The following is a 26,442-nucleotide window of genomic DNA, read 5'->3' as shown; positions in this document are numbered from 1 at the left end:
ATTGCAAATGATAATGATACGCAAATTGCTTTAGTGCCGATGCGGCGCGCCGATGCCTGGTGCGCCCGGCACAGGATTCTCTACACTGTGCCCTCGATGAGACAGGAGCCGAGCATGATGGAGGCCCGCAATCTGCCAGCGCTGCAGGCGTGGTGCGATCGACTCGCCGCGCGGCGCTGGCGCGGCCTGGTGTGGATATCCGCCAGCCCCGAGCAGTGCCTGGCCCGGGCGCTGGCGATCTGGCAGCGCACCCCCGCGCGGGGGCTGTGGATCGCCCCTGAGGCCCCGCCAGGCGTCGCCGACGCCGCCTGGCTGCCGGCGGACAAGGCGCGCACTCGGCTCGGCGGCGAGCAGGCGCTGGTGGTGTTCGACGCCGTCAGCGAAGGGGCCGGCTTCGATCCCGACGCCTTCGGCGCCCTCAGCGGCACCCTGGTGGCCGGCGGGCTGCTGGTGCTGCTCACCCCGCCCGACTGGGGTGCGCGGCCGGATGCCGACTACCGGCGGCTGGCCGATCATCCGTACCGGCCGGCACATCTGACCTCGCGCTATCTGCAGCGCCTGGCGCGACAGCTCGAGGCCGCCCCGCATATCGCCCGCTGGACGGCCAGCGACACGCTGGCGCTGCCTGCCCTGCCGGCGTCCGACGAAGATGCCGGCGGCACCGGCGAGGATCCCGCCTGCGCCACCGCGGATCAGGCCCGGGCAGTGACGCGACTGCTGCGCCTGCGCCGGCGCCGTCCGCTGGTGATCAGCGCCGACCGCGGCCGCGGCAAGAGTGCAGCGCTGGGCATCGCCTGCGCGCGCTGGCTGGCCAAGGGCGAGCAAGAGATTCTGGTCACTGCGCCGCGCCCGGCGGCGGTGGAAACGCTGTTCATGCACCTCCAGCGCCACTGTCCCGACGCGCGTCGCCAGGGTTATCAGGTCAGCCTGACCCGCGATGCCCAGGTTCAGCGGGTGCGTTTCGTGGCCCCGGATGCCTTGGCCGAGACCCACGGTGCGGCGGCCGGCCCCGGTAGCCTGCTGCTGGTGGACGAGGCCGCGGCGATCCCTGCGGCGCTGCTGGCCGACTGGCTGGCGCGCTTTCCGCGCATCGCCTTCGCCACTACCGTGCACGGCTATGAGGGCTCGGGGCGCGGCTTTGCGCTGCGCTTCATGCCCCACCTGCAGCGCCACGCCCCTGACTGGCGAGCCTGCACGCTGACCACGCCGGTGCGCTGGGCCGCAGGCGACCCCCTCGAGGCGCTGACCCACCGGCTGCTGATGCTGGATGCCGAACCGCCGGCGCTGCCAGCGCAACGCGATACGGCCATTGCCCAGCACCGCTGGAAGCGTGCATCGCTGGCGGTCGACGAGGTGCGCCTCGCTGGGCTGTTCGGCCTGCTGGTGCAGGCCCACTACCGCACCCGGCCCAGCGACCTGCGCCGCCTGCTGGACGGCCCCGGGGTCTCGATCACCACCCTCGAGCAGGCGGGCACGCCCCTCGCCGTGTCGCTGTGCGGTGAGGAGGGCGGTTTCTCGGCCGAGCTGGCCGAGCGAGTGGCCCGCGGCGAGCGCCGCCCGCGCGGCCATCTGCTGGCCCAGTCGCTGGCCGCCCACGCCGGCAGCCGTCGGGCGCTGACCTCGCGGGTACGCCGCATCATGCGCATTGCGGTGCACGCCGATGCCCGCCGCCAGGGCATCGGCCGGCAACTGCTGGACGCCGAGGTCGAGCGCGCCCGGCGCGATGGCATCGACCTGCTGGGTGCCAGTTTCGGCGCCGACCCCGAGCTGATGGCCTTCTGGCATGCCGCCGGCTTTCGCGCCGTCCGCCTGGGCCTGAGCCGCGAGACCGCCACCGGCGAGCATGCGCTGATGGTGGCCATGCCCACCAGCGACGCGGGGCGGGCGCTATGCGCCGGCCTTGCCGAGCGCTTCCAGCGCCTGCTGCCGACCCTGTTGGCCTACGAGCTGAAGGGCCTGGAACCGGCGGTGGCCGCGACGCTGCTCGCCGAAGGCCAGGCGCCGCCGCTGGATACCGAACAGCGCCGCGACCTCGACGATGTGACCCTGGGAGGGCGCGAGCCGGCGCTGGTGCGCCCGGCGCTGCAGCAGCTGGTACGGCGCGGCCTGGCCGCCGGCGCGGCCCGCGATGGCGACGCCTGGCTGCTGGTGGCCTGGCTGTTCCAGGCCCGCGATAGCGCCTGGCTGGCCGAGCGGCTGGGACTCAGCGGGCGGCGCGAGGTGCAGGCACGGCTGCGCGAGGCGCTGACCCGCTGGCGCGACTGGGCGCGATAAAGGGCCATGGCCACCGGCGTATTAGTCCCGAGCGCTGCTGATATCTGCGACAGCCCTGGCCGGGATGAGGGGACGCTTTCCCTGGCGGCGAGCGGTCAGTAAAGTAATCAAGTTATCTCTCATGCAGGCCGATCATGAACGCACATCTCGACCAGTTGGCGCCGCAGGCGCTGTGGCAGCACTTTCGCACGCTGTGCAATACCCCGCGGCCGTCGGGGCAAGAGGCGGCGCTGATAGCCACCCTAGAAGCCTGGGCCGATGCCCGGGGCCTGGCTCACGACCGCGACGCCTACGGCAACCTGCGTCTCAAGAAAGCCGCCTCGCCGGGCCATGAGTCAGCCCCCGGGGTGATCCTGCAGGGCCATCTCGACATGGTCGCCCAGGCCAATGCCGAGCATGCCCATGACTTTACCCGCGACCCCATCGACACCTACGTCGAGGACGGCTGGCTGCGCGCCCGCGGCACCACGCTGGGCGCCGACAACGGCCTGGGGGTGGCGGCGGCGCTGGCGATTCTCGAAGACGACTCGCTGGTGCATGGTCCGCTGGAGGCGCTGTTCACCCTCGAGGAGGAGACCTCGATGGGCGGTGCACTGCAGCTCGCCGAGGGCTGGCTGGAGGGGCAGCTGCTGCTCAACCTCGACTCCGAGGATCGCGGTGAGGTGTATATCGGCTGCGCCGGCGGGGCTGACGTGGTGGTCGAGGCGCAGCTGCCGACCAGCGCGCTGAGCGAAGGCGAGCGGCCCTACCGGTTGGCATTGACCGGCCTGCGCGGTGGCCATTCGGGGATCGATATCGCCAAGGGCCTCGGCAACGCCAATCGGCTGATGATGCGTGCGCTGCGGGCGCTGGCGCCCAGCGGCGCGCGGTTGATCGACTACCAGGGCGGCACCCTGCGCAATGCCCTGCCGCGGGAAGCCTTCGCCACCCTGGCCCTGGCCGAGGATGAGCTGGCCGCGGCCGAGGCGCGGCTCGCCGCGCTGGGCGAGGAGCTGCGTAGCGAGCTTGCCGGGGTCGACGAGGGGCTGACGCTGAGCCTGTCGGCGAGCGATGAGGTGGCCGGCGCGGCGCTGACGCCCTCCGCCAGTCACCTGCTGGTCGACGCCCTGCATGCCGCCCCCTGCGGCGTCGAGCGCATGAGCACTGAGGTGCCCGGTGTGGTCGAGACCTCCAACAACCTCGGCGTGGTGTCGCTCGACGACGGGCGTTTCCGGCTATGCGCGCTGGTGCGCTCGCTGCGCGATAGCGCCACCCAAGACATGGCCGACCGCTTCAGCGCGCTGTTCGGCCTGATCGGCGCGCGCACCCGGATCGAGAACGCCTACCCCGGCTGGACGCCTGCGCCGCACAGCCCGCTCCTGGAGCGCTTCAAGCGGCTGCATCGCGACCAGCTAGGCGTCGAGCCGGCGGTCAAGGTGATCCATGCAGGCCTCGAATGCGGCATCCTCGGCGGCAAGTACCCGCAGCTGGAGATGATATCCTTCGGGCCGCAGATCCGCGGCGCCCACTCGCCGGACGAGCGCGTCGAGATCGACTCGGTGAACGAATTCTGGCAGCTGCTGCGCGGGCTGGTGGAGGATCTGGCCACGCCTGGCGCAAGCCCCCAGGCCTGAAACGCCAGCGGCCGCCCCTAGGCGGCCGCTGACAATCTCGTGCGCCGAAGGCTGGCTCTCAGCCGAGGTAGGCGCCGAGCATCCACACACTCTTCTCCTGCTCGCGGATATAGTCGCCGACCTGGGCGGCGGTGCCCTCGTCGTCGGCATCCGAGGCCAGCGAGAGGATCTCGCGCTGCAGCTCGATCAGCGTCTGGTAGCCGGTGAGCACCCCGCGCACGCAGGTCGCGCCGTCATGAACGTTCTTCTCTTCCTGGATACTGGCGGTGGCCACGTAGTCGCTGTAGGCGTGGATCGGCTGGTGGCCGAGGGTCAGGATGCGCTCGGCGACCTCGTCGATCTTGGTCAGCAGGTCGGTGTAATACTCCTCGAACTTGGCGTGCAGCTCGAAGAACTCCGGCCCCTTGATGTTCCAGTGGTAGCCGCGCACGTTCATATAGAAGACCTGGTAGTTGGCCAGCAGCGCGTTGAGCTTGTCGGCCAGCTGGCTGGCGCTGGCCGGGTGCAGGCCAATGGCGTTGGTATCGGACATGCGGTTGCCTCCTCGATCCCTGATGATGAATGCCCATGAGTCTACTGGGCGTGGCGCGTGGCGGTTAGCGAATTGTCGCCATGATCGCCATAGCGCCAGGCAATGGCGCCATCACGGCGCCTGTGCATAGGTGATGCCGCTCCTTGAGGCGTTTTTCAACCGCGACCTGCATTGAACAGCCGCGCCACGCCTTCGGCGCGCTCGCTGAGCAGCTCGGCGCAGCGTGTCAGCGCCTCGTCGAGGGCCATCGGGCCGTCGGCCAGTGCGAAGGCGGCACTGATGCCTTGGTCATGGCAGGCCTGCCAGCCCTCGCCGAGACGCCCCACCAGTGCCACGCAGGGCACGCCGTTGGCCGCGGCGCGCCGCGAGATGCCCACCGGGGTCTTGCCCGACAGGCTCTGGCCGTCGAGCTGGCCTTCCCCGGTAATCACCAGGTCGGCCTCGGCCAGCAGCGCCTCGAAGCCGACCTGCTGCATGACCAGCTCGATACCCGGCCGTAGTTCGGCGCCGAAGAAGGCGCGGGCGGCGAAGCCCATGCCGCCGGCGGCACCCGCCCCGGGGAGGTCGCGGTGATCGTTGCCGAGCGCCGCGGCGGTGCTGTCGGCGAAGTGCGCCAGTGCCGCATCGAGGGTCGCCACGTCGGCCTCGCTGGCGCCTTTCTGGGGCCCGAAGATGGCGCTGGCGCCGCGCTCGCCGAGCAGCGGGTTATCGACGTCCACGGCGGTCTCCACCTGAAGCTCGGCGAGGCGCGGGTCGAGGCCGCTCAGGTCGAGGGTCTGCAGCTCGGCCAGCGCGGCGCCGCCGGGCGCCAATGGCTTGCCCTCGGCATCCAGCAGCCGTGCGCCAAGCGCCTCCAGCATGCCGGCCCCGGCGTCGTTGGTGGCGCTGCCGCCGAGGGTCAGCAGCAGCGTCTCGGCGCCGGCATCCAGCGCCGCCAGGATCAATTCGCCGACGCCATGGGTGGTGCTGTGCAGGGCGCTGCGCTGCTCGCGGGGGATCTGCTGCAGGCCGCTGGCTTCGGCCAGCTCGATAAACGCACGGCGGGTCTCGGCGTGCCAGCCCCAGGCCGCCTGGCACGGGCGGCCGAGGGCGTCCTGAACGGTTTGCACGCGGCGCTCGGCGCCGGTGGCGTCGAGCAGCGCATCGAGGGTGCCCTCGCCGCCGTCGCCCATCGGGCAGCGCGTCAGCGTGGCATCGGGCAGGACGCGCTGGATGCCGTGGGCAATGGCGCGCGCGGCGTCGCTGGCGGGGAGTGCATCCTTGTAACTATCGGGGGCAATCAGTATATGCATGGGCGTCTCGTCGGCGAATGGAGATAACTGAGCTTATCCTAGCCTGCTGTGGTCATAGCAGCAGAGAGTGGGGCACTGCAAGGGCAGCGTTTTCGACGTAGACTGCCTGCAGCGACGCGGAGGAGAGCCAATGCAGCAAGGACGATGGCGCTATTTTTGGTGGCTGCCGCTGGTGACGCTGGCGGGCTGTGCTGCCGGTCCGGCGACGCTGCCGGAGCACCGGGGTGGGGCGCCGGCAGAGTGCCGCTGGGCGCTGGGCGACGACGAGCGCGGCGCGGTGACACGTGCCGCCGTGGACGTGCTGGAGCGCGAGGGTTACCGCATCACCCACACCGAGGCCTCGATGGGCATCGTCAGCGCCGAGCGTAGCCGCGTGCTGCCCGGCTATGGCGCCCGCTACGACGACCGCTGGTCGCGCGGCAGCGGCGTATTCGGCAGCATCGGCGGCGGTGTCGGCAGCGGCGGCCAGGTATCGGTGGGTTCCGGGGTCGGCTTCGGCATTGGCGTTGGCGGCGGTCGTGCCGGCTATGGCGGCGGCTTCCCGGCCGACGCCACGCGCATCGAGCGCGTGTCGCTGGTCGTGCCCCGCGAGCAGGTGCTGGTCTCCCAGGATAGTCGGGTGATTGATGCCGAAGGCGCGGTACGTGAATCGCGCAGCGGCGATGCCAGCTTGTGTCGGGCAATTGAACAAGCCGTGGCAGCCGAACGGGGGGCGCCATGACTCGCGATCTTGCTCGACGGCTGCTGATCCTCGCACTGCTGGCGCTGCTCGGCGCCTGCGCCGCCGCGCCGATGGCCCCGGAACCGCGCGCCTTCGTGCTGCCGGTGGAGCGCCAGGCGGCGCTGGCGGCGGGGATAGAAGTGTTGGCCGAGCGCGGCTACGTGATTCGCCACGCCGATGCCGAGTTGGGCCGTGCCGACGCCGTCTCGGCGGTCTGGCCTGGCTATCGACTGCGCCTCGAGGTCGAGGAGAGCCCCCACGGCGCCTTGATCTCGCTCAGCGGGCAGCGCGGCAATCAGCCGTTGGCCCCCGAGAGTCTCGACCCCCTGCTGGTGGACTTGCAGGCCGCGTTGGGGCTGGCACCATGAGCCCCATGACAGGATCTCCAACCTAGATGTTCGAGCGAAAAGTGAAACGCATGACAGCAAGCACAGGATATTTCTGTTGGCGGCGACTGGCACTCGGCGTGGCGTTGACGCTGCTGCCGTGCCTGGCCTGGGCGCACCCCCACGGCTGGATCGACATGAGCATGCGCGTGATCCTCGATGACGAGGGGCGCGTCGAGGCGCTGCACCAGCGCTGGCGGATGGATCCCTTCTACAGCCTGGTACTGCTCGAGGAACTCGGCCGCGCCCAGGGCGAGGAGAGCCTCGAAGAGCGCCTCGACCTGCTGGGCATGGAGATCCGCGACACTCTGGCGCCCCAGGGCTACTTCACCGAGCTGCGACACGCCGACGACACGGTGGCGCTGGGCGACGTGGAGGAGTACACGGTGATGGAGCGTGACGGGCGCGTCGAGTTCGTCTTTCTGCTGCCGCTGGAAGCGCCGCTGGCCCTGAACGGCGAACCGCTGGCCTATCGCGTCTACGACCCCACCTATTACATCGAGGTGCTGCACGAAGAGGAGGGCGACGGCCCCAGTGATGCGGCACTGGTAATGGCCGGTGCCGACCAGCGCTGCCAAACCCGCATCATTCCGGCCGATCCCGATCCGGCACGGGTAGCACAGGCGGCGCGGCTGGATATCACCGACGAGGCACCGGACGGCCTGGGCCGCTACTTCGCGGAAACGGGAGAGATCCAATGCGACGTATGAGCGGCGCGGTGTGGCTGGGTGGCCTGCTCGGCATCCTGGCCGTGGCCGGGTTGATCTGGCTGTTCCAGGGCGGGGCCCAGGCGATCAGTCTGCAGGTGGTGGCCTGGCAGCGCGACCTGCACCGTGCGCTGACGCTGGCGATCACCGAGCTGTCGGGCACGCCGTCGCCGGCGGCCTGGGCAACCCTGCTGGGCATCAGCTTCGGCTACGGGGTCTTCCACGCCGCCGGGCCCGGTCACGGCAAGGCGGTGTTGACCACCTACCTGCTCTCCCAGGGCGGTGCCCTGCGTCGCGCCCTGGCGCTGTCGTGTGCCGCCTCGTTGCTGCAGGCGCTGGTGGCCATTTCGCTGGTGGCCGTGCTGGTCTATGGCCTGGGCTGGCTGACCCGCCAGGCGATGGGCTCGGTGGTATGGGTCGAGCAGGCCAGCTTCGCCATGGTCACTCTGCTCGGCCTATGGCTGTGCTGGCGCGCCGTGCGTCAGCTGCGGCACTCGCCGGCGTCGGCCAGCGTCGGCGCCGCAGCGACCCATCGAGACACGGCGGGCGGCGACCTTCACCACCATCATCATGAGCACTGCGGCTGCGGCAGTGCCCACCATGTCGACCCTCAGCAGGCGGCGGACTGGCGTACCGCGTTGGCGACGGTAGTGGCGATCGGCATGCGCCCGTGCAGCGGTGGGGTGCTGCTGCTCGGCGCGGCATCGCTGCTCGGGCAGTTCTGGGTCGGGGTCAGTGCGGTGCTGGTGATGGCGGTGGGCACGGCGCTGGCGGTGTCGGCGCTGGCCTTGGCCAGCGTCATGGCGCGTGGCTGGGCCGAGCGGCGCTTGGCGCGGCAGGCCAGCGCCAGCCGCGTACAGCGCATGGTGGGTTGGGCCGCCCTGGCGGGCGGGCTGACCATCGTGCTGCTCGGCGTGTCGCTGTCGGTGGCCGGCGTCAGCTCGCCGAGTCGTGATCCGCTGCTGACGCCGGGGACCGAACGCGGCGGCCAGACCCAGGACGACGCGGCTCCGGCGCCGCGCTCCTCGCCTTTCGGCTAGTGCTCGAAGCGCATGCCCTCGACCAGCGCCAGCACCAGGTCGCGGCGTTCGGCCTGGCCATCCAGGTCATAGGGTTGGGCCTCGCCGTGGCCCCATACCGGCGCCGGCCAGGCGGCATCGTCGCGGTGGCGCACGATCACGTGGACGTGCAGCTGGGAGACGACGTTGCCGAGGGCAGCAATATTCAGCTTGTCGCCACCCAGCGCACTCTTGAGCTCGCTGCCCAAGCGGGTGGCTTCCCGCCACAGCTGGGCCTGGTCCGCCTCGCTGAGGTCGCTGACCTCGCAGGCGCCGTTGCGCCGCGGCACCAGCACCAGCCAGGCGAAGCGTGCATCGTTCATCAGCAGTACCCGCGATAGCGGTAGCTCGGTGACGGGATAGGTGTCGGCCTCGAGCCGCGGGTCAAGGGTGAGTTCGTGCATGGTGCCTCCTCGGGCCGAATAGTCATAACGCCGATCTGTACAGCTGCTAGATTGATAGCAGCGCGGACCTTTCCGCCAGACCAGTCAAGGAACGAGGATATGACCATGAAACGGTTATCAGCTGCTATTCTACTCTCGCTGTTCACCCTGTCGCTGCTCAGCGGCTGTAACACCATGCGCGGTGCAGGCGAGGATATCGAGGCGGGTGGAGAGGCCATTCAGCGCTCGGCGGATTGAGCCAGCCCGATTGTGCAAAGTCAGGGTATGGCTGTTAGGCTGACTAAGGCCATTACTTCAAGGAAGGAATGGACGACACGGATCCCAAACCGTTGTTTGCTACATACCAGTGTTAAGGAGAACACAGATGAAAAAAGCGATTGCCCTCAGTTTTGCCCTGCTCATGGCCGCTGGCGCCCTGGCGGGCTGCAACACCATGGACGGCGCCGGCCAGGACGTCGAGCGCGGTGGTGAAGCGGTGCAGGATGCAGCCAACTAAGCATTCTGCGTGTGTCAGATAAGCTGTTGCGGGCGGGCCGGTTGGCTCGCCCGCTTTACGTATGGCCTTATCCATGATGACAAGGAGTCAGCATGCTTACCCTTCCACGTTACCTGCCGGCGCTGGCGGCAAGCCTGGCACTGGCCGCCTGTACCAGTGCCGGCCCCAGCGTGCCGCGCGAGCCGGCCCCGGAGCCACCCAGCGTGACCCAGCGCGGTGATACCTGCGGCGCCCGCACGGTGCAGGACCGCGTCGGCCGCGACTTCGACGAGGCGCTGCGCGGGTCCATCGAGGCGGAGAGCGGTGCCGCAACGGTACGGGTGCTGCGTCCCGGCGATGCGGCAACCATGGATCATCGCCCCGACCGCCTCAATATCCGCCTCGACGACGACCGTATCGAGCAGATCACCTGCGGCTAGGCGCTCAGCGTAGAATCAGGATCACGCAGGCGGCGGTCATGGCGCCCATGCTGGCATTGAACAGCCGCCAGGCGCGGGGCGTCTTGAGGACGCGGCCGATGGCGGTGCCAAAGCCGGCCCACAGGGCGATGCAGGGCAGCGCCACCAGCTCGGCGAAGGCGGCCAGCAGCAGCGCATTGAGCACCGTGTCGCCGCCCTGAGGCAGGAAACCGGCCATCAGCGCCAGGCCCATCACCCACGCCTTGGGGTTGGCGAACTGGAAGGCGGCGGCCTGCCAGAAGGTCAGCGGCCGGCCCTCGCCACGCAGGCGCAGGTCCGGCGGCGGGGCGGTAGCGATCTTCCAGGCCAGGTAGAGGAGATAGCCGCTGCCCACCAGGCGCAGCGTGGTCTGCACCAGCGGGTAGCGCTCGAACAGCAGACCCAGGCCCAGGGCGATGCCGGCAAACAGCGCGAAGCAGCCGCCGAGAATGCCCAGCATGTGGGGCATGGTGCGCCAGAATCCGTAGTTGGCCCCGGAGGCGGTGAGCATCACGTTGTTGGGCCCCGGGGTGATGGTCATCGACATCATGTAGAGCGCCGCCGGGCCGAGAAAGGCCAATCCTTCCAGCATGATTGTATCCATTCAATTTGAGTTTTTCTGCTTGATTGTGTCGCTTTTGTCAGCATAATCTTGCAGTAATTAACGTCAATGGATTTATTGTCACCATGACAATCTGGGTGCCCCCGCTCTCTCCCCACGGCCCGCGCTACCGGGCGCTTAGTGAGGCCATTGTTGCGGCCATCGAGGGCGGCGAGCTCGCCGCCGGCGACCGCCTGCCGCCCCAGCGTCGCCTGGCCGATGCGCTGGGCGTCACGGTGGGCACCGTGACCCGCGGCTATGCCGAGGCCGAGCGCCAGGGCTGGCTGGTGGCCAGGGTAGGTAGCGGCACCTATGTGCGCGACGCTGCGGCGGCGCCGGCCTTTCCTACCCCGGGCGCCGAGGGCGAGGCCGGCCTGATCGATCTCAGCCTCAGCCTGCCGCCGCCGCATCCGCTGCGCGCCGAGGCGCTGGGCAGGGCGCTGAGTGGTATGGCGCAACAGCCGCGGCTGCTGCAGGCGGCGGTGGAGTACCAGGCCGCCGAGGGCCTGCTCGAGCAGCGCCGGGTGCTGGCCGACTGGCTGGCCACGCTGGGCATGGCGCTGCCCGCCGAGGAGCTGCTAATCACTCAGGGCGGGCAGCACGGCATCAGCCTTGCGCTGACCACGCTGCTGCGCCCCGGCGAGCGGCTGGCCGCCGATGCGCTGACCTACCCGGGGCTGATCGGTGCCGCCCAGCAGGCGCATCTCAAGGTCGACGGCATCGCCATGGACGCCGACGGCATGGACGTCGAGGCGCTGGCACGGCTGTGCATGCGCCAGCCGCCGCGGCTGGTCTACGTCACCCCGGATCAGAACAACCCTACCGGGGCCAGCCTCAGCGAGGCGCGCCGGCGGCGGCTGGTGGCGCTGGCCCGCGAATACGATATCTGGCTGCTCGAGGACGGCGTGCAGTATCTGCCCGCCGAGGCGCGAGGCACGCCGCTCTATCGGCTGGCGCCGGAGCGTACGCTGTTCGTGTTCAGCACCGCCAAGGTGCTGGCCGGGGGGCTGCGGATAGGCGTGCTACGCGCGCCTGAGCGGCTGCGCGAGCGGCTGGCGGCTAGTCTCAGGGCGCAGAGCTGGATGGTGCCGCCGCTGATGATCGAGGCGGTCTGTCAGTGGCTGGCCAGCGGTGACGCCGAGACGCTGCTGGCATGGCAGTGCGACGAGCTGGCGGCACGCCAGGCGCTGGCCCGGCGCCAGTTGGCCGGCTTCGAGGTCAGCGGCCAGCCGCTGGGGGCCAACCTGTGGCTGACGCTGCCTAGCGGCATGCGTAGCGCGGCGCTGGTCGAGGCCCTGGCGAGCCGCGGCGTGCGCGTCACCAGCGCCGAGCCGTTCTGCGTGGGCAGCGAACCCGCACCCCAGGCGATTCGCCTCTGCCTCAGCGCGGCGGCCTCGCGCGGGGCCCTCGAGCAGGCGTTGCAGACTCTGCTCGAGGTGCTCGACGCGCCGCCGCTGGCGCCGGCCACGTTATAGAGAAAATCTACCTAGTCGTAGCGGTCCTTCCAGCGCTGCCTCCGCACCTGCTCCTTGAGTACCTCGAGCATATCCACCAGCACCTTCTCGGTCACCGCATCGCTGTGGCTGTCGACCTTGAGCCAGGCCTCCAGGCTGCTGTCGGCAACCCGCTCCAGCAGCTGCTCGAACTCCGGTGAGCGCAGCCCGTTGGCGGCCTCTTCCACCAGCCGGCAGGCGATATCGCTGAGGGTGTCGTCGAGCGCTGCACTCAGCTGGCGGCCCATCGGCAGGCGCCGCAGGCGCTGGATCTCGGGGCTGTTCTCCAGGGTGCGGCCGACCAGCGCGCTGACGTAGCGCATCAGGTCGCCGCGGTTGTGTCGGTAGGCGCTGCCGGCCATGTCCTCCAGCCGGCGGGTGATCTCATGGACCAGCGCCTGCTTGCGCGGCATCACCACCTCCTCGATCACGCGCCCTGACAGCGAGTCGCTGGCCTGCACCTGCTGCTGGATATTGCCCAGCAGGCGCAGCGCAATGCGGTCGGAAAGCTCCTCGAGCAGGATGTCGTAGTACTTGGCGACGAAGGCGTAGAGCTGCCACTGGCGCACATCGATCAGCCCCAGCCGGTGCAGGCGCTGGACCAGCGAGATCACCCGCAGCACGCGCAGCAGCCGGAAGCCGCCCACCGGGATGCAGCCGAGCACGTCGTACCAGTGCACGAAGGGGTAGAAGAACCAGCGGTGATAGCGGCGCTCGATGATCGCCACTGCCCAGCCGAGCAGAACATCGGCGACGAACACCGCCACGAACATCAGGTCGATGGCGATGAAGTTGGCGTGGATACGCTGGTCGTAGGCCTGGTGAAGCCCCGGCGCCAGGCGCTCGAAGGCCGCATTCAGCGGGTCGAGCAGGAACAGCCCGTCGATCAGCAGCAGGCTCAGGTTGGCGATCACCAGCAGCATGATCAGCACATCCCACACCAGGTGCAGGCGCTCCAGGGCGGGACTCAGGGCGTGTCGTGCGGGCATGGCGTCTCCTTCGCCTGGGGGGCACGCGCGGGCATCAGCCCGGCGTATCGCCCGCCGGCTGGGTCGCATAGTGGTGCGCATGGGTGCGCCGGGCCTCCTCTTCGGCCTGCTTGCGCAGCTTCTTGCGCAGCGCGGCCTTGTCGAAGCGCAGCTTCTGCAGCGGCGTGTCGAGCCTGAGCGGCGGTACCAGCGCCGGCGTGCCGTCCTCGTCCACCGCGACCATGGTCAGGTAGCAGCTGTTGGTGTGGCGGATCACCTTGTCGCGGATGTTCTCGGCCACCACCTTGATGCCGATCTCCATCGACGAGCGGCCGACGTGATTGACCATGGCCAGGAAGGTGACCAGCTCGCCGACGTGGATCGGCTGCTTGAACAGCACCTGGTCCACCGACAGCGTCACCACGTAGCTGCCGGAGTAGCGGCTGGCACAGGCGTAGGCCACCTCGTCGAGCTTCTTGAGGATCGCCCCGCCGTGGACCTTGCCGCTGAAGTTGGCCATGTCCGGGGTCATCAGCACGGTCATCGAGAGTTCATGCTGACCGGAGAGGGCGTGTTCGTCCATCGAGTGTGTCCTTATGAGCGGTGTTGACAGCATAGCGCCTTGCCCCCGGCCGGGGACAAGGCGTTTCGTTGCTAGCGGATGGGCTACCGGCCTAGAACCAGGTCAGCCCCACCGAAATGATCGCCCCGGTGACGAACAGCTGGATCAGGCAGAAGCCCATGATGTCCTTGGCCTTGAGCCCGGCGATGGCCAGCACCGGCAGCGCCCAGAACGGCTGCAGCAGGTTGGTCCAGGCATCGCCCCAGGCCACTGCCATGGCGACCCGCGAGACGTCGGCGCCGAGCGCCTCGGCGGCGGGCAGCATCACCGGTGCCTGGACCGCCCACTGGCCGCCGCCGGAGGGCACGAACAGGTTGACGATGCCGGCGCTGATGAACGACCAGAACGGCAGCGAGGTCTCGGTGGCAAACGACACCAGCCCCTCGGACATGCTCTGGGCTAGCCCCGACTCGACCATGATCGCCATGATGCCGGCGTAGAAGGGGAACTGGATGACGATCCCGGCGCCGCCCTTGATCGCCTCGTGCAGGCAGTCGAGCAGGCGCCGCGGGGTGCGGTGCAGGACGATGGCCAGGAACAGGAACAGGAAGTTGACGATGTTGAGGTTGAGGCTGCCGCCGCGCAGCAGGAAGTGATCGGCGAGGAAGATCAGCCCGGGAATCCCTACCAGCCAGGCCAGCGCCTGGCTGTTCTCGAGCCGCTCGGCGGGGCGCGTGACGCGGCTGCGGACGGGCGGTGTATCGTCGAGCTGGGCGGGATCGATGTACACGCTGTCCTTTTCATCGGGCAGCATCATGCGGTTGACCAGCGGCACGGCGATGAACAGGCAGACCACGATCGCCAGGTTGAAGAAGGCGAAGATGGTACTGCCGGTACCGACCACGCCGATCTGCTCGACAGTGAAGTGGCCGTCGGTGGCGATGGTCAGCGGGATCGAGCCGGCCAGGCCGCCGTGCCAGACCACGAACCCCGAGTAGGCGCTGGCGACCAGCAGCCGATAGTCGACGCGGATCTGGCGCGCCAGCTCCTTGGCGAACAGCGCCCCGACCACCAGCCCGAAGCCCCAGTTGATCCAACTGGCGGCCAGCGACACCACGGTGACCAGCAGGATCGCGCCGCCGGCGTTATTGGCCTTGCCGGCCAGCCGCTCGAGCAGGCGCTTGACCGGCGGCGAGCTGGCCAGCATGAAGCCGGTCACCAGCACCAGCAGCATCTGCATCGAGAACGCCAGCAGCCCCCAGAAGCCGTCGCCCCAGAAGCGCATCACCGCCAGCGGCGTCTGGCGCTCCACGGCGATGGCGGCGGTAGCGGCGATCAGGGTCAGCAGCAGCACGAAGATATAGGGATCGGGCAGGTAGCGCTCCACCAGTCGGACGGCGGGGCGTGACAGGAACTTGAGCATGGCGTGGTCGCTTTTATTGGTTGGGTAGGTCCAAGCTAGCGCATTCAGCCTGACTTGGCCGCCAGGGCCGGGTCAACGCTGGCTCGCCAACGCTGGCGCCGGTAGTGCAGGTAGTAACCGCCGAGGGTCGCCGAACGCACCAGGGTGAAGGCGGTGAAGGCCAGCCACAGGCCATGGTTGCCGAGGCCCTGGGTCAGCCACCACAGCGGCAGGTAGACGGCCAGGCCGATGAAGATGCTGTTGCGCATTTCGCGACTGGCGGTGGCGCCGATGAACACCCCGTCGAGCAGGTAGCTCCACACCGCCAGCAGCGGCATGATGATCATCCACGGCAGGTACTGCGCCGCCGTGGCGCGCACCTCGGGGAGGTCGGTGAGCAGCGCGATCAGCGCCTGGCCGCCGAGCAGGAAGGCCAGCGACGCCGCGCCGGCGGCGAACAGCGAGAAGCGCGCCGCGGCGCGCACTGCGGTGGCGAACTCGTCCCAGCGGCGGCGCCCCACCGAGCGGCCGACCAGCGCCTCGGCGGCATGCGCGAAGCCGTCCAGGGCGTAGGAGGTGAGCATGATGAACTGCAGCAGCACGGCGTTGGCGGCGAGCACGGTGTCGCCCTGGCTGGCACCCTGGGCGGTGAAGAAGGCCATCGCGAACAGCAGTCCCAGGGTGCGCACGAACAGGTGGCCGTTGACCTGGAACAGCTCGCGGTAGGCGACGAGCTTGAGCAGCCGCTGGCGCAGGAAACGCCCCTCCAGCAGGCGCAGCTGGCGCAGCACCAGCCAGCCGCCGAAGGCCAGCGCGGTATAGTCGGCGATCACCGTGGCCCAGGCCACGCCGTCGCTGGTCATGCCCAGGCCGATCACGAACACCAGGTCGAGCACGATGTTGACGCTGTTGGTGAGTACCAGGATGGCCAGCGTTACCCGAGCGTTCTGCTGGCCCAGGAACCAGCCGAGGATGGCGTAGTTGGCGAGCACCGCCGGGGCCGAAAGAATGCGAATCTGGGCATACTCCCGGGCCAGCTCGGTGGCCACTTCGCTACCGTCGAGCAGCCACAGGCCGAGCTCGATCAGCGGCGTCGAAAACACGATCAACGCCACGCCGATGCCGCCGGCCATCAGCAGCGACTGGCCGAGCAGGTTGCGCACCTCGCTGTCGTTTTCACGGCCCGCCGCCTGTGAGGTCAGGCCGGTGGTGCCCATGCGCAGGAAGCCGAAGCCCCAGTAGAGGAAGCTGAACAGCGTGGCGCCGAGGGTCACTGCGGCCAGGTAGCGTGAGTCGGGCAGGTGGCCGACCACGGCGGTATCCACCAGGCCGAGCAGCGGCACGGTGATATTGGAGAGGATGATCGGCCAGGCCAACAGCCAGATACGGCGGTCGGCGCTGGCCGTCGGGGTGGAGCTCATCGGCGTCCCTGCGGAGGTAGGCGAGTCGCCTGGCGGTTCAGGCGGCGGTGATGCGCTGGTACTTCTCCATCAGCGCGTCGCGGCTCTCCTCGCGCTCCGGGTCGAGGGGAATGCAGTCCACCGGGCACACCTGCTGGCACTGCGGTTCGTCGAAGTGGCCGACGCACTCGGTGCACAGGCCGGGGTCGATGACGTAGATCTCCTCGCCCTGCGAGATGGCGCCGTTGGGGCATTCGGGTTCGCAGACGTCGCAGTTGATGCACTCGTCGGTGATCATCAGGGCCATGGGGCTACCTCGGGATTGCCTGAGCAAAAGTCATAGTACATTACTCAGGTATTGTAATGCCTGTCGAGCGCTTCGACGACCGCCGGATGCACATGCTGGGAAATGTCGCCGCCCAGGCGGGCGATCTCGCGCACGATGGTCGAGGAGATATAGGAGTTCTCCACCGCCGGGGTGAGGAACACGCTCTCCACGCCGGGCGACTGGGCGCGATTCATGTTGGCCAGCTGCAGCTCGTATTCGAAGTCGGACACTGCGCGCAGGCCGCGCAGGATGATCCGCGCACCCTGCTGCTCGAGCAGTTCGGTGAGCAGGCAGGCGAAGCCGGTGACCTCGACGTTGGGCAGCGGCTTGACTACCTCGCGGGCCAGCGCCACGCGGATGTCGAGATCCAGGGCGGGCTGCTTGCCGGGACTCGAGGCCACGGCGATGACCACCTTGTCGAACATCTTGGCGGCGCGCTCGATCAGGTCGAAGTGGCCGTTGGTGATGGGGTCGAAGGTGCCGGGGTAGACCACGATATTCATGCCAGCGCTGTTTCCCTGGGTAGGTGAATGGAGGCGCTCAGTCGTCGAGCGAGCCGAAGGGGTTGTCGACGGCAAGCGACACCGGACGTGCATAGCCGGGGATCTCGATCTCGTCGGCGCTGATGGTCAGCTCCGGCCCCTCCAGCACGCCCTCGCCGAAGCGATACAGCGCCTGGAAGTGGCCGCGGTCGGCGAGTCGCTCATAGGTGGCACTGATCGCCAGGGTCGCCTCGCGACGGGTACGCCAGGCGTCCAGCGCAGCGGCGCCGTGGCGCTTGACCAGCAGCCGCTCGGTGGCGACCGGCGACAGCACCAGGCCGGTGGCGTTGTTGCCGCCGAAGCCCTTGGCGTTGACGAAACAGGCGTCGGCGTCGAAGGCCTGGGGCTCACGGGAGAAGCGCAGCCGCTCGGCGTGGACGTCATCGGCCACCGCATCCAGGGTGGGGATGCCTGGCAGCCAGCCGTGGGCGAAGCTGCCCAGGGCGCTGGCCAACTGGTCGCCGGCGGCGCTGCCCTGGGAGTGGCCGACAAACGCCTTGACCGCGACCACCGGCCAGTCATCGATGGCGTTGGCCGCGGCGATGCGGTCGAACACGTGCGACTCGGTCACTCGGTTCTTGGGCGTGCTGGTGCCGTGGGCGTGCAGGAAGCTACGCTCGCGCACCGCCTGCTCGCCGAGGATGGCGTTGGCCAGCGCCACTGCCTTGCCCAGGGTCACGTAGTTGCCGATACCCGGCGCTGAAATCGAGCGTTTCCAGCCGTCGGCGTTGACGAACACGCCGGGGACCGCGCCGAGGATCTGGGCGCCGATCTCCAGCGCCAGGGCGTCGTCCATCAGCAGCACGAACTGGCTGGCCTCGGCGATGGTAAAGCCGCAGTTGCGGGCGAACGGCCGGCAGGCGCGCTGGTAGTCGGCGTCGGTCAGCAGCGCCAGGGCATCGAGGGCCTTGAGACTGTCGTCATCGGCCAGCGCGCCCATGGCGCGAAAGCCCTCGATGATCTCGGGAGTGATCGGTGCGTCTGCGGTACCCACCATCACCACTCGGCGGCGGCCGCTGGCAATGTCGTCGACGCCCAGCCGCAGGTTGTAGAGGAAGCTCGCGCAGGCACCCTGAGCGGCGCCGGTGGCACCGACGCTGCCCAGCACATAGGCGTTGAGAAAGTCGGCCGGCATCTGACCGTAACCCAGCGGCATCTGCTTGGACGTGGCACGGTTGCCGGAGACGAAGCTCTTGAGCAGCCCGCCCCAGCCCTGGTCGTCGAGCTGGCCGATGGAGTTGCCGGCATAGACCGCGATGTCGTCGGGATCCAGGCGGTCCTGCAGCGACTGCCAGTCGAGGCCGCTCTGGCCGAGGCAGTCGGAGGCGCCGAAGATGCTCATCGACAGCCCGCGGGGGTGGTGCACGCTGCGGTAGAAGCGGCTCGGTTCGAAGCCGCTGGGCAGCTGGCCGGCGGCGCGCACCTGGGCCGGGCGCCGCTCGGGCAGCATCACGTCGAGGTTGCCGGCGGGGACGCTGACCTCGAGCTGGTGGCGGTCGATCTCACGCACCTGCCAGGTCTCGGGCAGGGCATCGGGCAGCTGGCGGCGGCGCACGCGGAAGGTCAGCGGCGCATCGATGGCCAGCTGGGCCTGGCGGTTGGCCGGAATGCCGTCTGCATTGAAGCGCGGGTCTTCGATGCGCCGTATCAGGGTGTGGTCGAGCACCTGTTGGCGATAGCGGTCGACCAGCGCCGCGGCGTCCAGCGGCTCACCGCTGGCGTCCTGCCAGGTATCGCCATCGCTCGGCTGAGCCAGGCGCATCATGGCGGCCAGGCCTAGCAGTGTCTGAAGCTGGTCATCCTGATGCAGGGCCGCAAGCACCGTGCGACGGTAGGCCTGATGACCCGAGGTTCTGCCGGCGGCGTTGACCCCGCCCATGCCGACAATCACCGGTAACTGTGACAAGCCGCGTTCCTCGTTGTGCTGTTGGTGTCTACGAGTCGTTCTTATCGAATGCCGCGATGATAGCACCGGGGTCGGCGTGGCGTCATGCCGCCGCCGAGGGCTAGCTCCGGCCAGCGGTAAAACAAATGTTTGAAAACGTCGTGAAACGGCGCTACTATGAAACGGCTGTTTGAGTCATACGAGTTGGTAGTTGGCGCGTCCTTCGGGAGGCGCCGTTTTTTTGCGCGGTGGATGGCCTGTACCCGACGCAGCGGGCTGCTACCATGGCCGCTGATTCCACGACTTCCTGCCGCCGCCCATGCCCGCCCCAATACCGTCCCGCCGCATTGTGTCCCGCCAGACCGGGCCCCATGATGACCTGTCGCGCCGCGTGCAGCGTGCCCTCGACCACCCCTGGCGCAAGCCGATCGCCGATCATACCCGGGTTGCTTTCGACGCTGCTGCGGCCTGGCTGGCCGAGCAGGGCAGGCCGCTGGTGCTGGATGCCGGCTGTGGAGTGGGGCTCTCGACCCGGCGACTGGCCGAGCGCCACGCCGACCACGCGGTGCTGGGTATCGACCGCAGCGCCGATCGGTTGTCGCGGGATCACGGGCCGCTGCCGGAGAATGCCCATCTGGTGCGCGCCGACCTGGTCGATTTCTGGCGGCTGGCGCTGGCTGCGGGCTGGCAGCCCGAGTACCACTATCTGCTCTATCCCAACCCCTACCCCAAGTCGGTGCATCTCAAGCTGCGCTGGCAGGGGCACCCGGTGCTGCCGCATCTGCTGGCGCTGGGCGGCGAGCTGGAACTGCGCTCGAATTGGGCGATCTATGTCGAGGAGTTCGGCCTGGCGCTGCATCAGGTCACCGGCGTGACGGCATCGATCGACGCCTTCGACCCCGGTCGCGAGTACCTCACCCCGTTCGAGCGCAAGTACCACGCCAGCGGCCAGACGCTGTGGCGGCTGCGGGCGTCGCTGGCCTGGCGTCCCGAGCTGGTCGCGCAGGACAGGTCGAGTGGCTGAGCGTATACTGATGGGCTTTTTTGGCCCGAGCTAGCCCGCGCCAATTCAGTGATTTCGAGGAGTGCTCATGGTGTATGTTTACCTGGCGGTGGCGATTCTCGCCGAAGTCGTGGCGACCAGCGCGCTCAAGGCCACCGAGGGCTTTACCCGGCTATGGCCAAGTCTGTTGGTGGTCGCCGGCTACGGCGTGGCGTTCTACATGCTGTCGCTGGTGCTGCGCACCATACCGGTGGGCATCGCCTACGCCATCTGGGCGGGATTGGGCATCGTGCTGGTGGCATTGGTGGGGCTGGTCGTCTATGGCCAGCGCCCCGATCTGCCGGCGGTGGTGGGCATCGGCCTGATCGTGGCCGGCGTGGTCATCATCCAGCTGCTCTCCACTACGTCCGCTCACTGAGCGCTACCCTTTGTAACCACTATACGGTGCCATTATGTGTCGTCCGCTAGCCAGGCTGCTGTTGCCGTTGACTCTTTGCCTGCTGCCATCGCTCGCTCAGGCGGCGGGGTTTGCCAACCTCGAACGGATGACCGAACAGGGCTTCCTGATCAGCGCCGAGGCGCGGCTGCTGGACGGCGGCGGCGAGCTGCTGGGCGCGATCGAGCCGCAGCGTCAGCTGTCACCGGCCTCGGTGTCGAAGATCTACCTGGCGGCGGCGGCACTGGAGCGCTGGGGGCCGCAGCACCGCTTCACCAGCGAGTTGAAGAGTACCGCCGAGATCGACGCCGACGGCATCCTGCAGGGCGACCTGATTTTCGAGGGCGGCGGCGACCCGGCGCTGGTCTCCGAAGAGCTGTGGAAGCTGGTGCAGCTGCTACGCCAACGCGGCGTGCGAGGCATCAACGGTCAGCTGGTGGTCAGTCAGTGGCGCTTCGGCCCGGTGGCATGCGTCACGCGTGACCGCTGCGATACCGTCGAGCGCTCGGCCAACACCTACAGCGCGCTGCTCAGCTCGGCGGGGGTCAACTACGGCAGCTGGTGCATGAACGTGCATCCCGGTGCCAGCGTCGGTGACTCGGCCAGGGTGGTGAGCTGCGATACCGTGGAGCCGGTGATTGGCGTCAACAATCAGGTCACCACCGTGGCCGCCGGCAACGCCACCGAGCTCAACGCCGAGCGCGTCACCGATGCCGGCGGCGATACCATGATCCTGCGCGGCCAGATCGCCGCCAACGCCTCGCCGCGTGAAGTCTACCGGGCCAGCTCCGACCCGGCCGGGCAGACCGCCCAGACGCTGCTGGCGCTGCTCACCCAGGCCGGCGTCGAGGTCGCGGGAGACGCGGCCGGCGTACCCTACGTGACCTCCACGGTGGAGCCCAACGGCGCCGCGCGTCGGCTCGCGGCGGTAGACGGCAAACCGCTGCAGGAGCTTGTGCTGCGGACCATGAACTACTCCAACAACTTCATGGCCGACGTGCTCAACCTGGGGCTGGTGCCGACGCCGCAGACCTCGCTGGAAGAGGCCGCCCAGGCGCTCGAGGCCTACGCCGCGGCGATTCCCGGCCATGGGCCGGTCATCCTGCACAGTGGCAGCGGCCTGACCACTACCAACCGCACCTCGGCGGCGGGCGTCAATGCGCTGCTCGAATATGCCTACCATCGGCCAACGCTGTTTCCGCACCTAGTGGCCAGCATGCAGACCCCGACCAACGGCCCGTCGCGCTTCATCCGCCGCGGCAGCGAGCGCTTCCAGAACAACGTGATGCTCAAGACCGGCACCCTCAATCAGCCTTTCGCGGTGCGCTCGGTGGGCGGCTATTTTCGCACCGACAGCGGCCGCTGGGGCGTCTTCACCGCGCTGGTCAACGGCACCTCGACCACCCCCTGGCTGAACTGGACCCAGGTGCTCGACCCGCTGGCCGACGATCTCGATGCCATGATTCGCGCCCACTGAGGCGCGTTGGCGACCCACGCCGAGAGCGCGTGTGATTTGCTACTATCGCCACTCTTGCCGCTGCGGCGGCGTCGATTCCCTAGCAAGAGCGAAGCGATGAAACCTGGGCATACCGGCTGGCGCCATCTGGTGCACTCGACCCGCTATTCACTCAAGGGCCTCAAGGCCGCCTTTCGCAACGAGGCGGCGTTTCGCCAGGAGGTGGCGCTGTGTGTGGTGCTGCTGCCGCTGGCGATCTGGATCGGGCGCACGCCGCTGGAGTGGATCCTGCTGATCGGCAGCTGCCTGCTGGTGCTGATCGTCGAGCTGCTCAACAGCGCCATCGAGAACGTGGTCGACCGGATCGGCACCGAGCACCACGAACTCTCCGGCCGGGCCAAGGACATCAGCTCGGCGGCGGTGATGCTGGCGCTGCTGTTCGCCGGCCTGACCTGGGGGCTGCTGATCATCCAGCGCCTGATGGGGTAAGCCCAGGTACGTGCAGCTGTCTCGACGCGGATTAGTCCCCAGCGATGTTATTGGGTGACCCTCGGCGCCGGGCTTCGCTATGCTGAAGGCACTTTGCCGCTGACTGCGAGAGCCCCATGGCGCTGCCCGATGACTTCCTGCCCCGCGACGACCTGCCCAAGGCGCTGCACGCGCGCCGCGACCAGCTGAGCCAGCGCCTCGACGAGGCCTTGAGCCAGGCCGACAACCTGGCCGAGATGCAGCAGCAGGAGGGGCCCGGGGCCAGCTGGGCGGCGCTGTCCGAATCGCGCCGTTGCCAGCTGGCACGGGTGCTGTGTATCTCCGACTTTGCCACCGACACCCTGACCCGCTACCCCGACTGGCTGATGCAGCTGGACGCCGCCGATGAGCTCGACGCGGCGCCCAGCGCCGACGACCAGACCGCCTGGCTCGACGAACTGCTCCAGAATGCCAACGACGAAGCGGCCATGCAGCGGGTGATCCGGCGCTTTCGCCGGGCGCGCATGCTGGGCATCGTGTGGCGCGACCTGACCCGCCCGCCGGGCATCGACATGTGGGCCACCGCGGCCAGCGTCTCGCGCCTCGCCGAGGTCTGCCTCGAGGGCGCGCTGGGCTGGCTCGAGGCACACCACGCCGAGCGCTGGGGGCTGCCGGCCGAGCGCGACGGCGAGCCGCAGCGCATGGTGGTGCTGGGCATGGGCAAGCTCGGCGCCGGCGAGCTCAACCTGTCGTCGGATATCGACCTGATCTTCGCCTTTCCCGACAAGGGCACCACCCAGGGCGGCAAGCGCGAACTCGACCATCAGGAGTACTTCACCAAGCTCGGCCAGAAGCTGATCGGTGCGCTGGACGCGGTGACCGCCGACGGCTTCGCCTTTCGCGTCGACATGCGGCTGCGCCCGCTGGGCGATGGCGGCCCGCTGGTCGGCAGCTTCTCGTCGCTTGCCAGCTACTACCAGGACCAGGGCCGCGAGTGGGAGCGCTACGCCATGCTCAAGGCGCGCCCGGTGGCCGGCGACCGCCAGGCCGGCGACGAGCTGCTGGCAAGCCTCAGGCCGTTCGTCTACCGCCGCTACCTCGACTTCGGCGCCATCGAGTCGCTGCGCGAAATGAAGGGCATGATCAACCGCCAGGTGCGCCGCAAGGGCATGGACGACAACATCAAGCTCGGTCGCGGCGGTATCCGCGAGGTCGAGTTCGTGGTCCAGGCCTTCCAACTGATCCGCGGCGGCCGCGACACCGAGCTGCAAATCACCTCGCTGCGCCAGGCGATGCAGATCCTGCCGGCGCTGGGCCTGCTGCCCCAGGAGGTGGTCGACGAGCTCGAGCCCGACTACGCCTTCCTGCGCGACCTGGAGCACGCCATCCAGGCGCTGGAGGATCGCCAGACCCAGGCCCTGCCGGAGGCCGACGAGGAGCGTGAGCGGGTCGCCCTGGCGCTGGACATGGAGGGCTGGCCGGCACTGATTGCGCGTCTCGACGAGGTGCGCGAGCGCATCCGCGGCCACTTCGATGCGGTGATCGCCGACCCCGAAGAGGAAGTGGAAGACGCCGCCGAAGGCGACGATGAACCCGACCTGGACGAGTGGCGCGGCCTGTGGCGCGGGGTCATGGATGACGACGATATCCAGGCGCTGCTCAGCGGGGCGGGCTTTGCCGATGCCGCGACAGCCGCCAAACGCTTGTCGGCGCTGCGCGAGTCGCGGGCGGTGAAGAGCATGCAGCGCATCGGCTACGAGCGCCTCGATGCGCTGATGCCGATGCTGCTCGCGGCGATGGCCGACAGCGAGGCCCCGGACCTGGTGCTCGAGCGGGTGCTGCCGCTGCTCGAGGCGGTGCTGCGGCGTACCGCCTACCTGGCGCTGCTGCGCGAGAATCCCCAGGCCCTCAGCCACCTGATGCGGCTGTGCGCGGCCAGCCCGTGGATCGCCGAGCAGCTCGCCCGCCATCCGATCCTGCTCGACGAGCTGCTGACCCCGGCCACCCTCTACACCCCGGCCGACAAGCAGCATCTCGCCGACGAGCTGCGCCAGGCGCTGGGGCGCATCCCGGAAGACGACGAAGAGGCCCAGCTCGAGGCGCTGCGGGTGTTCAAGCACGCCCAGGTGCTGCACGTGGCGGCCTCGGACATCGCCGGCGCCCGCGCGCTGATGAAGGTCAGCGACTTCCTCACCTACATCGCCGAGGTGGTCCTCGAGCAGGTGCTGGCGATGGCCTGGAAGCACCTGACCCGCAAGCACGGTCGGCCGGCGCGGCGCGACGGCGTGCCCGGCGACACCGACTTCGTCATCGTCGGCTACGGCAAGCTGGGCGGCATCGAGCTTGGCTACGGCTCGGACCTCGACCTGGTTTTCATCCACGACGCCGCCTCCCAGGGCACCACCGACGGCCCGCGGCCGATCGACAACCCGGTGTTCTTCACCCGCCTCGGCCAGCGCATCATCCACCTGCTCACCGCGGTGACCCCGGCCGGTGCGCTCTACGAGGTCGACATGCGGCTGCGGCCATCCGGCAACGCCGGGCTGCTGGTCACGCCGCTGGAGGCTTTCGCCGACTACCAGCGCCACCAGGCCTGGACCTGGGAGCACCAGGCGCTGGTGCGCGCCCGGGTAGTGGCCGGCGACAGCCATCTCGGTGAACGCTTCGAGGCCGTGCGCAGCGAGATCCTCGGCGCGCGGCGCGACCTCGCCTCGCTGCGCGAGGAGGTGGTCAAGATGCGTCACAAGATGCGCGAGCACCTGGGCAGCAAGGCCAGCGCGCGCCAGGCCGGGCGCTTCGACCTCAAGCAGGACGCCGGGGGCATGGTCGATATCGAGTTCCTGTGCCAGTTCGCGGTGCTGGCGATGAGCGCCGATGCCCCCGAGCTGCTGCGCTGGAGCGACAACATGCGCCTGCTCGAGACCCTCGAGGCCTGCCAGCGGCTGCCCGCCGAAGAGGCCCAGGGACTACGTGACGCCTATCTGGCCTACCGCCACGCCACCCACCGCGCCGCGCTGACCAAGGCCGAGCGCGTGGTCGAGGCCGATGAGGTGGCGGCGCACCGCGAGCTGGTGCGGCGCGTCTGGCAGCGCTGGATGGGCGAAGCGGAAGACTAGCGCTGAGGTCCTCTAGGCAGATTTGATCACCATTGATGGGAACCCAAAGACGATGCATAAGCTACTGGTGCTGCACGGCCCCAACCTCAACCTGCTGGGCACTCGCGAGCCGGATATCTACGGCCACGAGACCCTCGACGATATCAACAACAGCCTCTACGAGAAGGCCGCCTTCAACGGCTGGGAGGCCAAGGCGCTGCAGAGCAACCACGAGGGCGCGTTGATCGACGCCATCCACGCCGCCAGGCTCGACGGCACCGCGGCGATCATCATCAACCCCGCCGCCTTCACCCACACCTCGGTGGCGATCCTCGACGCCCTCAATGCCTTCGACGGCAAGGTCATCGAGGTGCATCTCTCCAACGTCCACAAGCGCGAGAGCTTCCGTCACCACTCCTACGTCTCGCTGCGCGCCGACGGGGTGATCGCCGGCCTCGGCAGCCAGGGCTACCTGGCCGCGCTGGACGCGCTGATCAAGGCCGCCGACGCCTGATTCTCAACGCTACCATCCTGCCCAACCGCGAGCCCGCCCCCTGGCGGGCTCGCGGCGTTTCAGGCTTGCTTCGCAAAACCTTGATCTGCGTCAACTGGCATAGGGGGCTTAATTCGCTAGGCTGACAGGGGTATGCGGTGGTTTGTCACACCCGGCCAGGCCCACACCCAGCGAGGAGCGTGCCATGAGCGACCCCGACAGCGTTGCGCCGTCGGTGCGCAAGCGACAAGAGCTGAAGCTGTTTCTGTTCATCTGCGTGCTGCTGTTTCCGATCCTCGCCGTGGCGGTGGTCGGCAGCTACGGCTTCGCGGTGTGGATCTACCAGATGATTGCCGGCCCGCCCGGTCCTCCCGGTTGAGTCGGTGACGC

General features: G+C 68.8%; 28 protein-coding genes. 17 read left to right on the top strand and 11 right to left on the bottom strand.

Translation table 11 applies throughout. From position 1 onward, the window contains the following. Window positions 1-114 precede the first annotated feature (114 nt). Window positions 115-2,274 carry a tRNA cytosine(34) acetyltransferase TmcA gene (locus BWR19_16980; protein ID APX94492.1) on the top strand — a complete coding sequence of 720 codons (2,160 nt, stop codon included), beginning with the start codon at window positions 115-117 and terminating at the stop codon, window positions 2,272-2,274. A 134-nt stretch (window positions 2,275-2,408) separates the two neighbouring features. Next, on the top strand, window positions 2,409-3,887 hold the full coding sequence (locus BWR19_16975; protein ID APX94491.1) for a cytosol nonspecific dipeptidase: 1,479 nt from the start codon (window positions 2,409-2,411) through the stop codon (window positions 3,885-3,887). Window positions 3,888-3,945: 58 nt separating this feature from the next. Here the strand turns inward: BWR19_16975 and BWR19_16970 are convergent, their stop codons facing one another. Together BWR19_16970 and BWR19_16965 are read right to left on the bottom strand one after the other, a co-directional pair. Next, window positions 3,946-4,419 (bottom strand): DNA starvation/stationary phase protection protein, encoded by a 474-nt coding sequence (locus BWR19_16970; protein APX94490.1) that lies wholly within the window; start codon window positions 4,417-4,419, stop codon window positions 3,946-3,948. A gap of 155 nt (window positions 4,420-4,574) precedes the next feature. Next, a complete protein-coding gene (locus BWR19_16965; GenBank protein ID APX94489.1) occupies window positions 4,575-5,711 on the bottom strand; it encodes a glycerate kinase in 1,137 nt (378 codons plus the stop codon). 130 nt (window positions 5,712-5,841) lie between these two features. Between BWR19_16965 and BWR19_16960 the strand changes: the two genes are divergently transcribed. The 4 genes from BWR19_16960 to BWR19_16945 are packed head-to-tail and all read left to right on the top strand — an operon-like array spanning window position 5,842 to window position 8,565. After that, on the top strand, window positions 5,842-6,432 hold the full coding sequence (locus BWR19_16960; GenBank protein ID APX94488.1) for a hypothetical protein: 591 nt from the start codon (window positions 5,842-5,844) through the stop codon (window positions 6,430-6,432). Further along, window positions 6,429-6,800, top strand: a complete 372-nt coding sequence (locus BWR19_16955) for a hypothetical protein (GenBank protein ID APX94487.1) — start codon at window positions 6,429-6,431, stop codon at window positions 6,798-6,800. Before BWR19_16960 ends, BWR19_16955 begins: the two co-directional genes overlap by 4 nt. Before the next feature lie 50 nt (window positions 6,801-6,850). Continuing rightward, window positions 6,851-7,528, top strand: coding sequence for a hypothetical protein (locus BWR19_16950; GenBank protein ID APX95083.1), 678 nt, complete (start codon window positions 6,851-6,853; stop codon window positions 7,526-7,528). Beyond that, a complete protein-coding gene (locus tag BWR19_16945) occupies window positions 7,516-8,565 on the top strand; it encodes a sodium:proton antiporter (GenBank protein APX94486.1) in 1,050 nt (349 codons plus the stop codon). The genes BWR19_16950 and BWR19_16945 overlap by 13 nt, the downstream gene beginning before the upstream one ends. On the opposite strand, the gene BWR19_16940 is transcribed toward BWR19_16945, so the two are convergent. Then, entirely contained in the window at window positions 8,562-8,987 is a 426-nt protein-coding gene (locus BWR19_16940; GenBank protein APX94485.1) for a histidine triad protein, read from the bottom strand. The genes BWR19_16945 and BWR19_16940 overlap by 4 nt on opposite strands. Before the next feature lie 105 nt (window positions 8,988-9,092). On the opposite strand from BWR19_16940, the gene BWR19_16935 reads away from it, so the two are divergent. From BWR19_16935 to BWR19_16925, 3 genes are all read left to right on the top strand, one after another. Beyond that, a complete protein-coding gene (locus BWR19_16935) occupies window positions 9,093-9,224 on the top strand; it encodes an entericidin (protein APX95082.1) in 132 nt (43 codons plus the stop codon). 127 nt (window positions 9,225-9,351) lie between these two features. Beyond that, the gene (locus BWR19_16930) at window positions 9,352-9,483 is read left to right on the top strand and encodes an entericidin (protein APX94484.1); all 132 of its coding nucleotides are present in this window, start codon (window positions 9,352-9,354) and stop codon (window positions 9,481-9,483) included. Window positions 9,484-9,575: 92 nt separating this feature from the next. Continuing rightward, window positions 9,576-9,902 (top strand): hypothetical protein, encoded by a 327-nt coding sequence (locus BWR19_16925; protein APX94483.1) that lies wholly within the window; start codon window positions 9,576-9,578, stop codon window positions 9,900-9,902. 4 nt (window positions 9,903-9,906) lie between these two features. On the opposite strand, the gene BWR19_16920 is transcribed toward BWR19_16925, so the two are convergent. Next, complete coding sequence (locus BWR19_16920) at window positions 9,907-10,512, bottom strand: lysine transporter LysE (GenBank protein ID APX94482.1); 606 nt, start codon at window positions 10,510-10,512, stop codon at window positions 9,907-9,909. A 95-nt stretch (window positions 10,513-10,607) separates the two neighbouring features. Between BWR19_16920 and BWR19_16915 the strand changes: the two genes are divergently transcribed. Next, window positions 10,608-11,996 carry a GntR family transcriptional regulator gene (locus tag BWR19_16915; protein APX94481.1) on the top strand — a complete coding sequence of 463 codons (1,389 nt, stop codon included), beginning with the start codon at window positions 10,608-10,610 and terminating at the stop codon, window positions 11,994-11,996. An 11-nt stretch (window positions 11,997-12,007) separates the two neighbouring features. Here the strand turns inward: BWR19_16915 and BWR19_16910 are convergent, their stop codons facing one another. The 7 genes from BWR19_16910 to BWR19_16880 all read right to left on the bottom strand — a co-directional run bounded on the left by BWR19_16910 (window position 12,008) and on the right by BWR19_16880 (window position 19,095). Further along, on the bottom strand, window positions 12,008-13,003 hold the full coding sequence (locus tag BWR19_16910) for a preprotein translocase subunit SecA (protein ID APX94480.1): 996 nt from the start codon (window positions 13,001-13,003) through the stop codon (window positions 12,008-12,010). A gap of 34 nt (window positions 13,004-13,037) precedes the next feature. Then, window positions 13,038-13,565 (bottom strand): acyl-CoA thioesterase, encoded by a 528-nt coding sequence (locus tag BWR19_16905; protein APX94479.1) that lies wholly within the window; start codon window positions 13,563-13,565, stop codon window positions 13,038-13,040. A gap of 91 nt (window positions 13,566-13,656) precedes the next feature. Then, complete coding sequence (locus BWR19_16900) at window positions 13,657-14,967, bottom strand: short-chain fatty acid transporter (protein APX94478.1); 1,311 nt, start codon at window positions 14,965-14,967, stop codon at window positions 13,657-13,659. Between the two features lie 44 nt (window positions 14,968-15,011). Then, complete coding sequence (locus BWR19_16895; protein APX94477.1) at window positions 15,012-16,367, bottom strand: MATE family efflux transporter; 1,356 nt, start codon at window positions 16,365-16,367, stop codon at window positions 15,012-15,014. Window positions 16,368-16,404: 37 nt separating this feature from the next. Continuing rightward, complete coding sequence (locus BWR19_16890; protein APX94476.1) at window positions 16,405-16,653, bottom strand: ferredoxin; 249 nt, start codon at window positions 16,651-16,653, stop codon at window positions 16,405-16,407. Window positions 16,654-16,697: 44 nt separating this feature from the next. Continuing rightward, a complete protein-coding gene (locus BWR19_16885; protein ID APX94475.1) occupies window positions 16,698-17,177 on the bottom strand; it encodes a pantetheine-phosphate adenylyltransferase in 480 nt (159 codons plus the stop codon). A 37-nt stretch (window positions 17,178-17,214) separates the two neighbouring features. Then, window positions 17,215-19,095 (bottom strand): beta-ketoacyl synthase, encoded by a 1,881-nt coding sequence (locus tag BWR19_16880; protein ID APX94474.1) that lies wholly within the window; start codon window positions 19,093-19,095, stop codon window positions 17,215-17,217. 325 nt (window positions 19,096-19,420) lie between these two features. Between BWR19_16880 and BWR19_16875 the strand changes: the two genes are divergently transcribed. From BWR19_16875 to BWR19_16845, 7 genes are all read left to right on the top strand, one after another. Next, a complete protein-coding gene (locus tag BWR19_16875; protein APX94473.1) occupies window positions 19,421-20,125 on the top strand; it encodes an SAM-dependent methyltransferase in 705 nt (234 codons plus the stop codon). A gap of 67 nt (window positions 20,126-20,192) precedes the next feature. Beyond that, the gene (locus tag BWR19_16870; protein APX94472.1) at window positions 20,193-20,522 is read left to right on the top strand and encodes a QacE family quaternary ammonium compound efflux SMR transporter; all 330 of its coding nucleotides are present in this window, start codon (window positions 20,193-20,195) and stop codon (window positions 20,520-20,522) included. Window positions 20,523-20,556: 34 nt separating this feature from the next. After that, window positions 20,557-22,017, top strand: coding sequence for a D-alanyl-D-alanine carboxypeptidase/D-alanyl-D-alanine-endopeptidase (locus BWR19_16865; protein ID APX94471.1), 1,461 nt, complete (start codon window positions 20,557-20,559; stop codon window positions 22,015-22,017). Between the two features lie 96 nt (window positions 22,018-22,113). Further along, complete coding sequence (locus BWR19_16860) at window positions 22,114-22,485, top strand: diacylglycerol kinase (GenBank protein APX94470.1); 372 nt, start codon at window positions 22,114-22,116, stop codon at window positions 22,483-22,485. A gap of 116 nt (window positions 22,486-22,601) precedes the next feature. Then, window positions 22,602-25,580, top strand: coding sequence for a bifunctional glutamine synthetase adenylyltransferase/deadenyltransferase (locus tag BWR19_16855; GenBank protein ID APX94469.1), 2,979 nt, complete (start codon window positions 22,602-22,604; stop codon window positions 25,578-25,580). Window positions 25,581-25,632: 52 nt separating this feature from the next. Continuing rightward, on the top strand, window positions 25,633-26,073 hold the full coding sequence (locus BWR19_16850; protein APX94468.1) for a type II 3-dehydroquinate dehydratase: 441 nt from the start codon (window positions 25,633-25,635) through the stop codon (window positions 26,071-26,073). A 184-nt stretch (window positions 26,074-26,257) separates the two neighbouring features. Then, window positions 26,258-26,431: a periplasmic nitrate reductase, NapE protein gene (locus BWR19_16845; GenBank protein APX94467.1), complete on the top strand. Its 174-nt coding sequence runs from the start codon at window positions 26,258-26,260 to the stop codon at window positions 26,429-26,431. The last annotated feature ends 11 nt before the right edge of the window (window positions 26,432-26,442 follow it).

The sequence above is a fragment of the Halomonas sp. 1513 genome, from assembly GCA_001971685.1.
In the GTDB taxonomy this organism is placed as follows: Bacteria; Pseudomonadota; Gammaproteobacteria; order Pseudomonadales; family Halomonadaceae; genus Franzmannia.
The sequence above is the reverse complement of the archived record's forward strand: the minus strand, read 5'-3'. Positions and strand labels throughout refer to the sequence as shown.

What these genes read in the sequence shown, in the direction of transcription:
- BWR19_16980 (APX94492.1), top strand. Translation starts at nt 115, where the DNA reads ATGATGGAGGCCCGCAATCTGCCAGCGCTGCAGGCGTGGTGCGATCGA.
- BWR19_16975 (APX94491.1), top strand. Translation starts at nt 2,409, where the DNA reads ATGAACGCACATCTCGACCAGTTGGCGCCGCAGGCGCTGTGGCAGCAC.
- BWR19_16970 (APX94490.1), bottom strand. Translation starts at nt 4,419, where the DNA reads ATGTCCGATACCAACGCCATTGGCCTGCACCCGGCCAGCGCCAGCCAG.
- BWR19_16965 (APX94489.1), bottom strand. Translation starts at nt 5,711, where the DNA reads ATGCATATACTGATTGCCCCCGATAGTTACAAGGATGCACTCCCCGCC.
- BWR19_16960 (APX94488.1), top strand. Translation starts at nt 5,842, where the DNA reads ATGCAGCAAGGACGATGGCGCTATTTTTGGTGGCTGCCGCTGGTGACG.
- BWR19_16955 (APX94487.1), top strand. Translation starts at nt 6,429, where the DNA reads ATGACTCGCGATCTTGCTCGACGGCTGCTGATCCTCGCACTGCTGGCG.
- BWR19_16950 (APX95083.1), top strand. Translation starts at nt 6,851, where the DNA reads ATGACAGCAAGCACAGGATATTTCTGTTGGCGGCGACTGGCACTCGGC.
- BWR19_16945 (APX94486.1), top strand. Translation starts at nt 7,516, where the DNA reads ATGCGACGTATGAGCGGCGCGGTGTGGCTGGGTGGCCTGCTCGGCATC.
- BWR19_16940 (APX94485.1), bottom strand. Translation starts at nt 8,987, where the DNA reads ATGCACGAACTCACCCTTGACCCGCGGCTCGAGGCCGACACCTATCCC.
- BWR19_16935 (APX95082.1), top strand. Translation starts at nt 9,093, where the DNA reads ATGAAACGGTTATCAGCTGCTATTCTACTCTCGCTGTTCACCCTGTCG.
- BWR19_16930 (APX94484.1), top strand. Translation starts at nt 9,352, where the DNA reads ATGAAAAAAGCGATTGCCCTCAGTTTTGCCCTGCTCATGGCCGCTGGC.
- BWR19_16925 (APX94483.1), top strand. Translation starts at nt 9,576, where the DNA reads ATGCTTACCCTTCCACGTTACCTGCCGGCGCTGGCGGCAAGCCTGGCA.
- BWR19_16920 (APX94482.1), bottom strand. Translation starts at nt 10,512, where the DNA reads ATGCTGGAAGGATTGGCCTTTCTCGGCCCGGCGGCGCTCTACATGATG.
- BWR19_16915 (APX94481.1), top strand. Translation starts at nt 10,608, where the DNA reads ATGACAATCTGGGTGCCCCCGCTCTCTCCCCACGGCCCGCGCTACCGG.
- BWR19_16910 (APX94480.1), bottom strand. Translation starts at nt 13,003, where the DNA reads ATGCCCGCACGACACGCCCTGAGTCCCGCCCTGGAGCGCCTGCACCTG.
- BWR19_16905 (APX94479.1), bottom strand. Translation starts at nt 13,565, where the DNA reads ATGGACGAACACGCCCTCTCCGGTCAGCATGAACTCTCGATGACCGTG.
- BWR19_16900 (APX94478.1), bottom strand. Translation starts at nt 14,967, where the DNA reads ATGCTCAAGTTCCTGTCACGCCCCGCCGTCCGACTGGTGGAGCGCTAC.
- BWR19_16895 (APX94477.1), bottom strand. Translation starts at nt 16,367, where the DNA reads ATGAGCTCCACCCCGACGGCCAGCGCCGACCGCCGTATCTGGCTGTTG.
- BWR19_16890 (APX94476.1), bottom strand. Translation starts at nt 16,653, where the DNA reads ATGGCCCTGATGATCACCGACGAGTGCATCAACTGCGACGTCTGCGAA.
- BWR19_16885 (APX94475.1), bottom strand. Translation starts at nt 17,177, where the DNA reads ATGAATATCGTGGTCTACCCCGGCACCTTCGACCCCATCACCAACGGC.
- BWR19_16880 (APX94474.1), bottom strand. Translation starts at nt 19,095, where the DNA reads ATGGGCGGGGTCAACGCCGCCGGCAGAACCTCGGGTCATCAGGCCTAC.
- BWR19_16875 (APX94473.1), top strand. Translation starts at nt 19,421, where the DNA reads ATGCCCGCCCCAATACCGTCCCGCCGCATTGTGTCCCGCCAGACCGGG.
- BWR19_16870 (APX94472.1), top strand. Translation starts at nt 20,193, where the DNA reads ATGGTGTATGTTTACCTGGCGGTGGCGATTCTCGCCGAAGTCGTGGCG.
- BWR19_16865 (APX94471.1), top strand. Translation starts at nt 20,557, where the DNA reads ATGTGTCGTCCGCTAGCCAGGCTGCTGTTGCCGTTGACTCTTTGCCTG.
- BWR19_16860 (APX94470.1), top strand. Translation starts at nt 22,114, where the DNA reads ATGAAACCTGGGCATACCGGCTGGCGCCATCTGGTGCACTCGACCCGC.
- BWR19_16855 (APX94469.1), top strand. Translation starts at nt 22,602, where the DNA reads ATGGCGCTGCCCGATGACTTCCTGCCCCGCGACGACCTGCCCAAGGCG.
- BWR19_16850 (APX94468.1), top strand. Translation starts at nt 25,633, where the DNA reads ATGCATAAGCTACTGGTGCTGCACGGCCCCAACCTCAACCTGCTGGGC.
- BWR19_16845 (APX94467.1), top strand. Translation starts at nt 26,258, where the DNA reads ATGAGCGACCCCGACAGCGTTGCGCCGTCGGTGCGCAAGCGACAAGAG.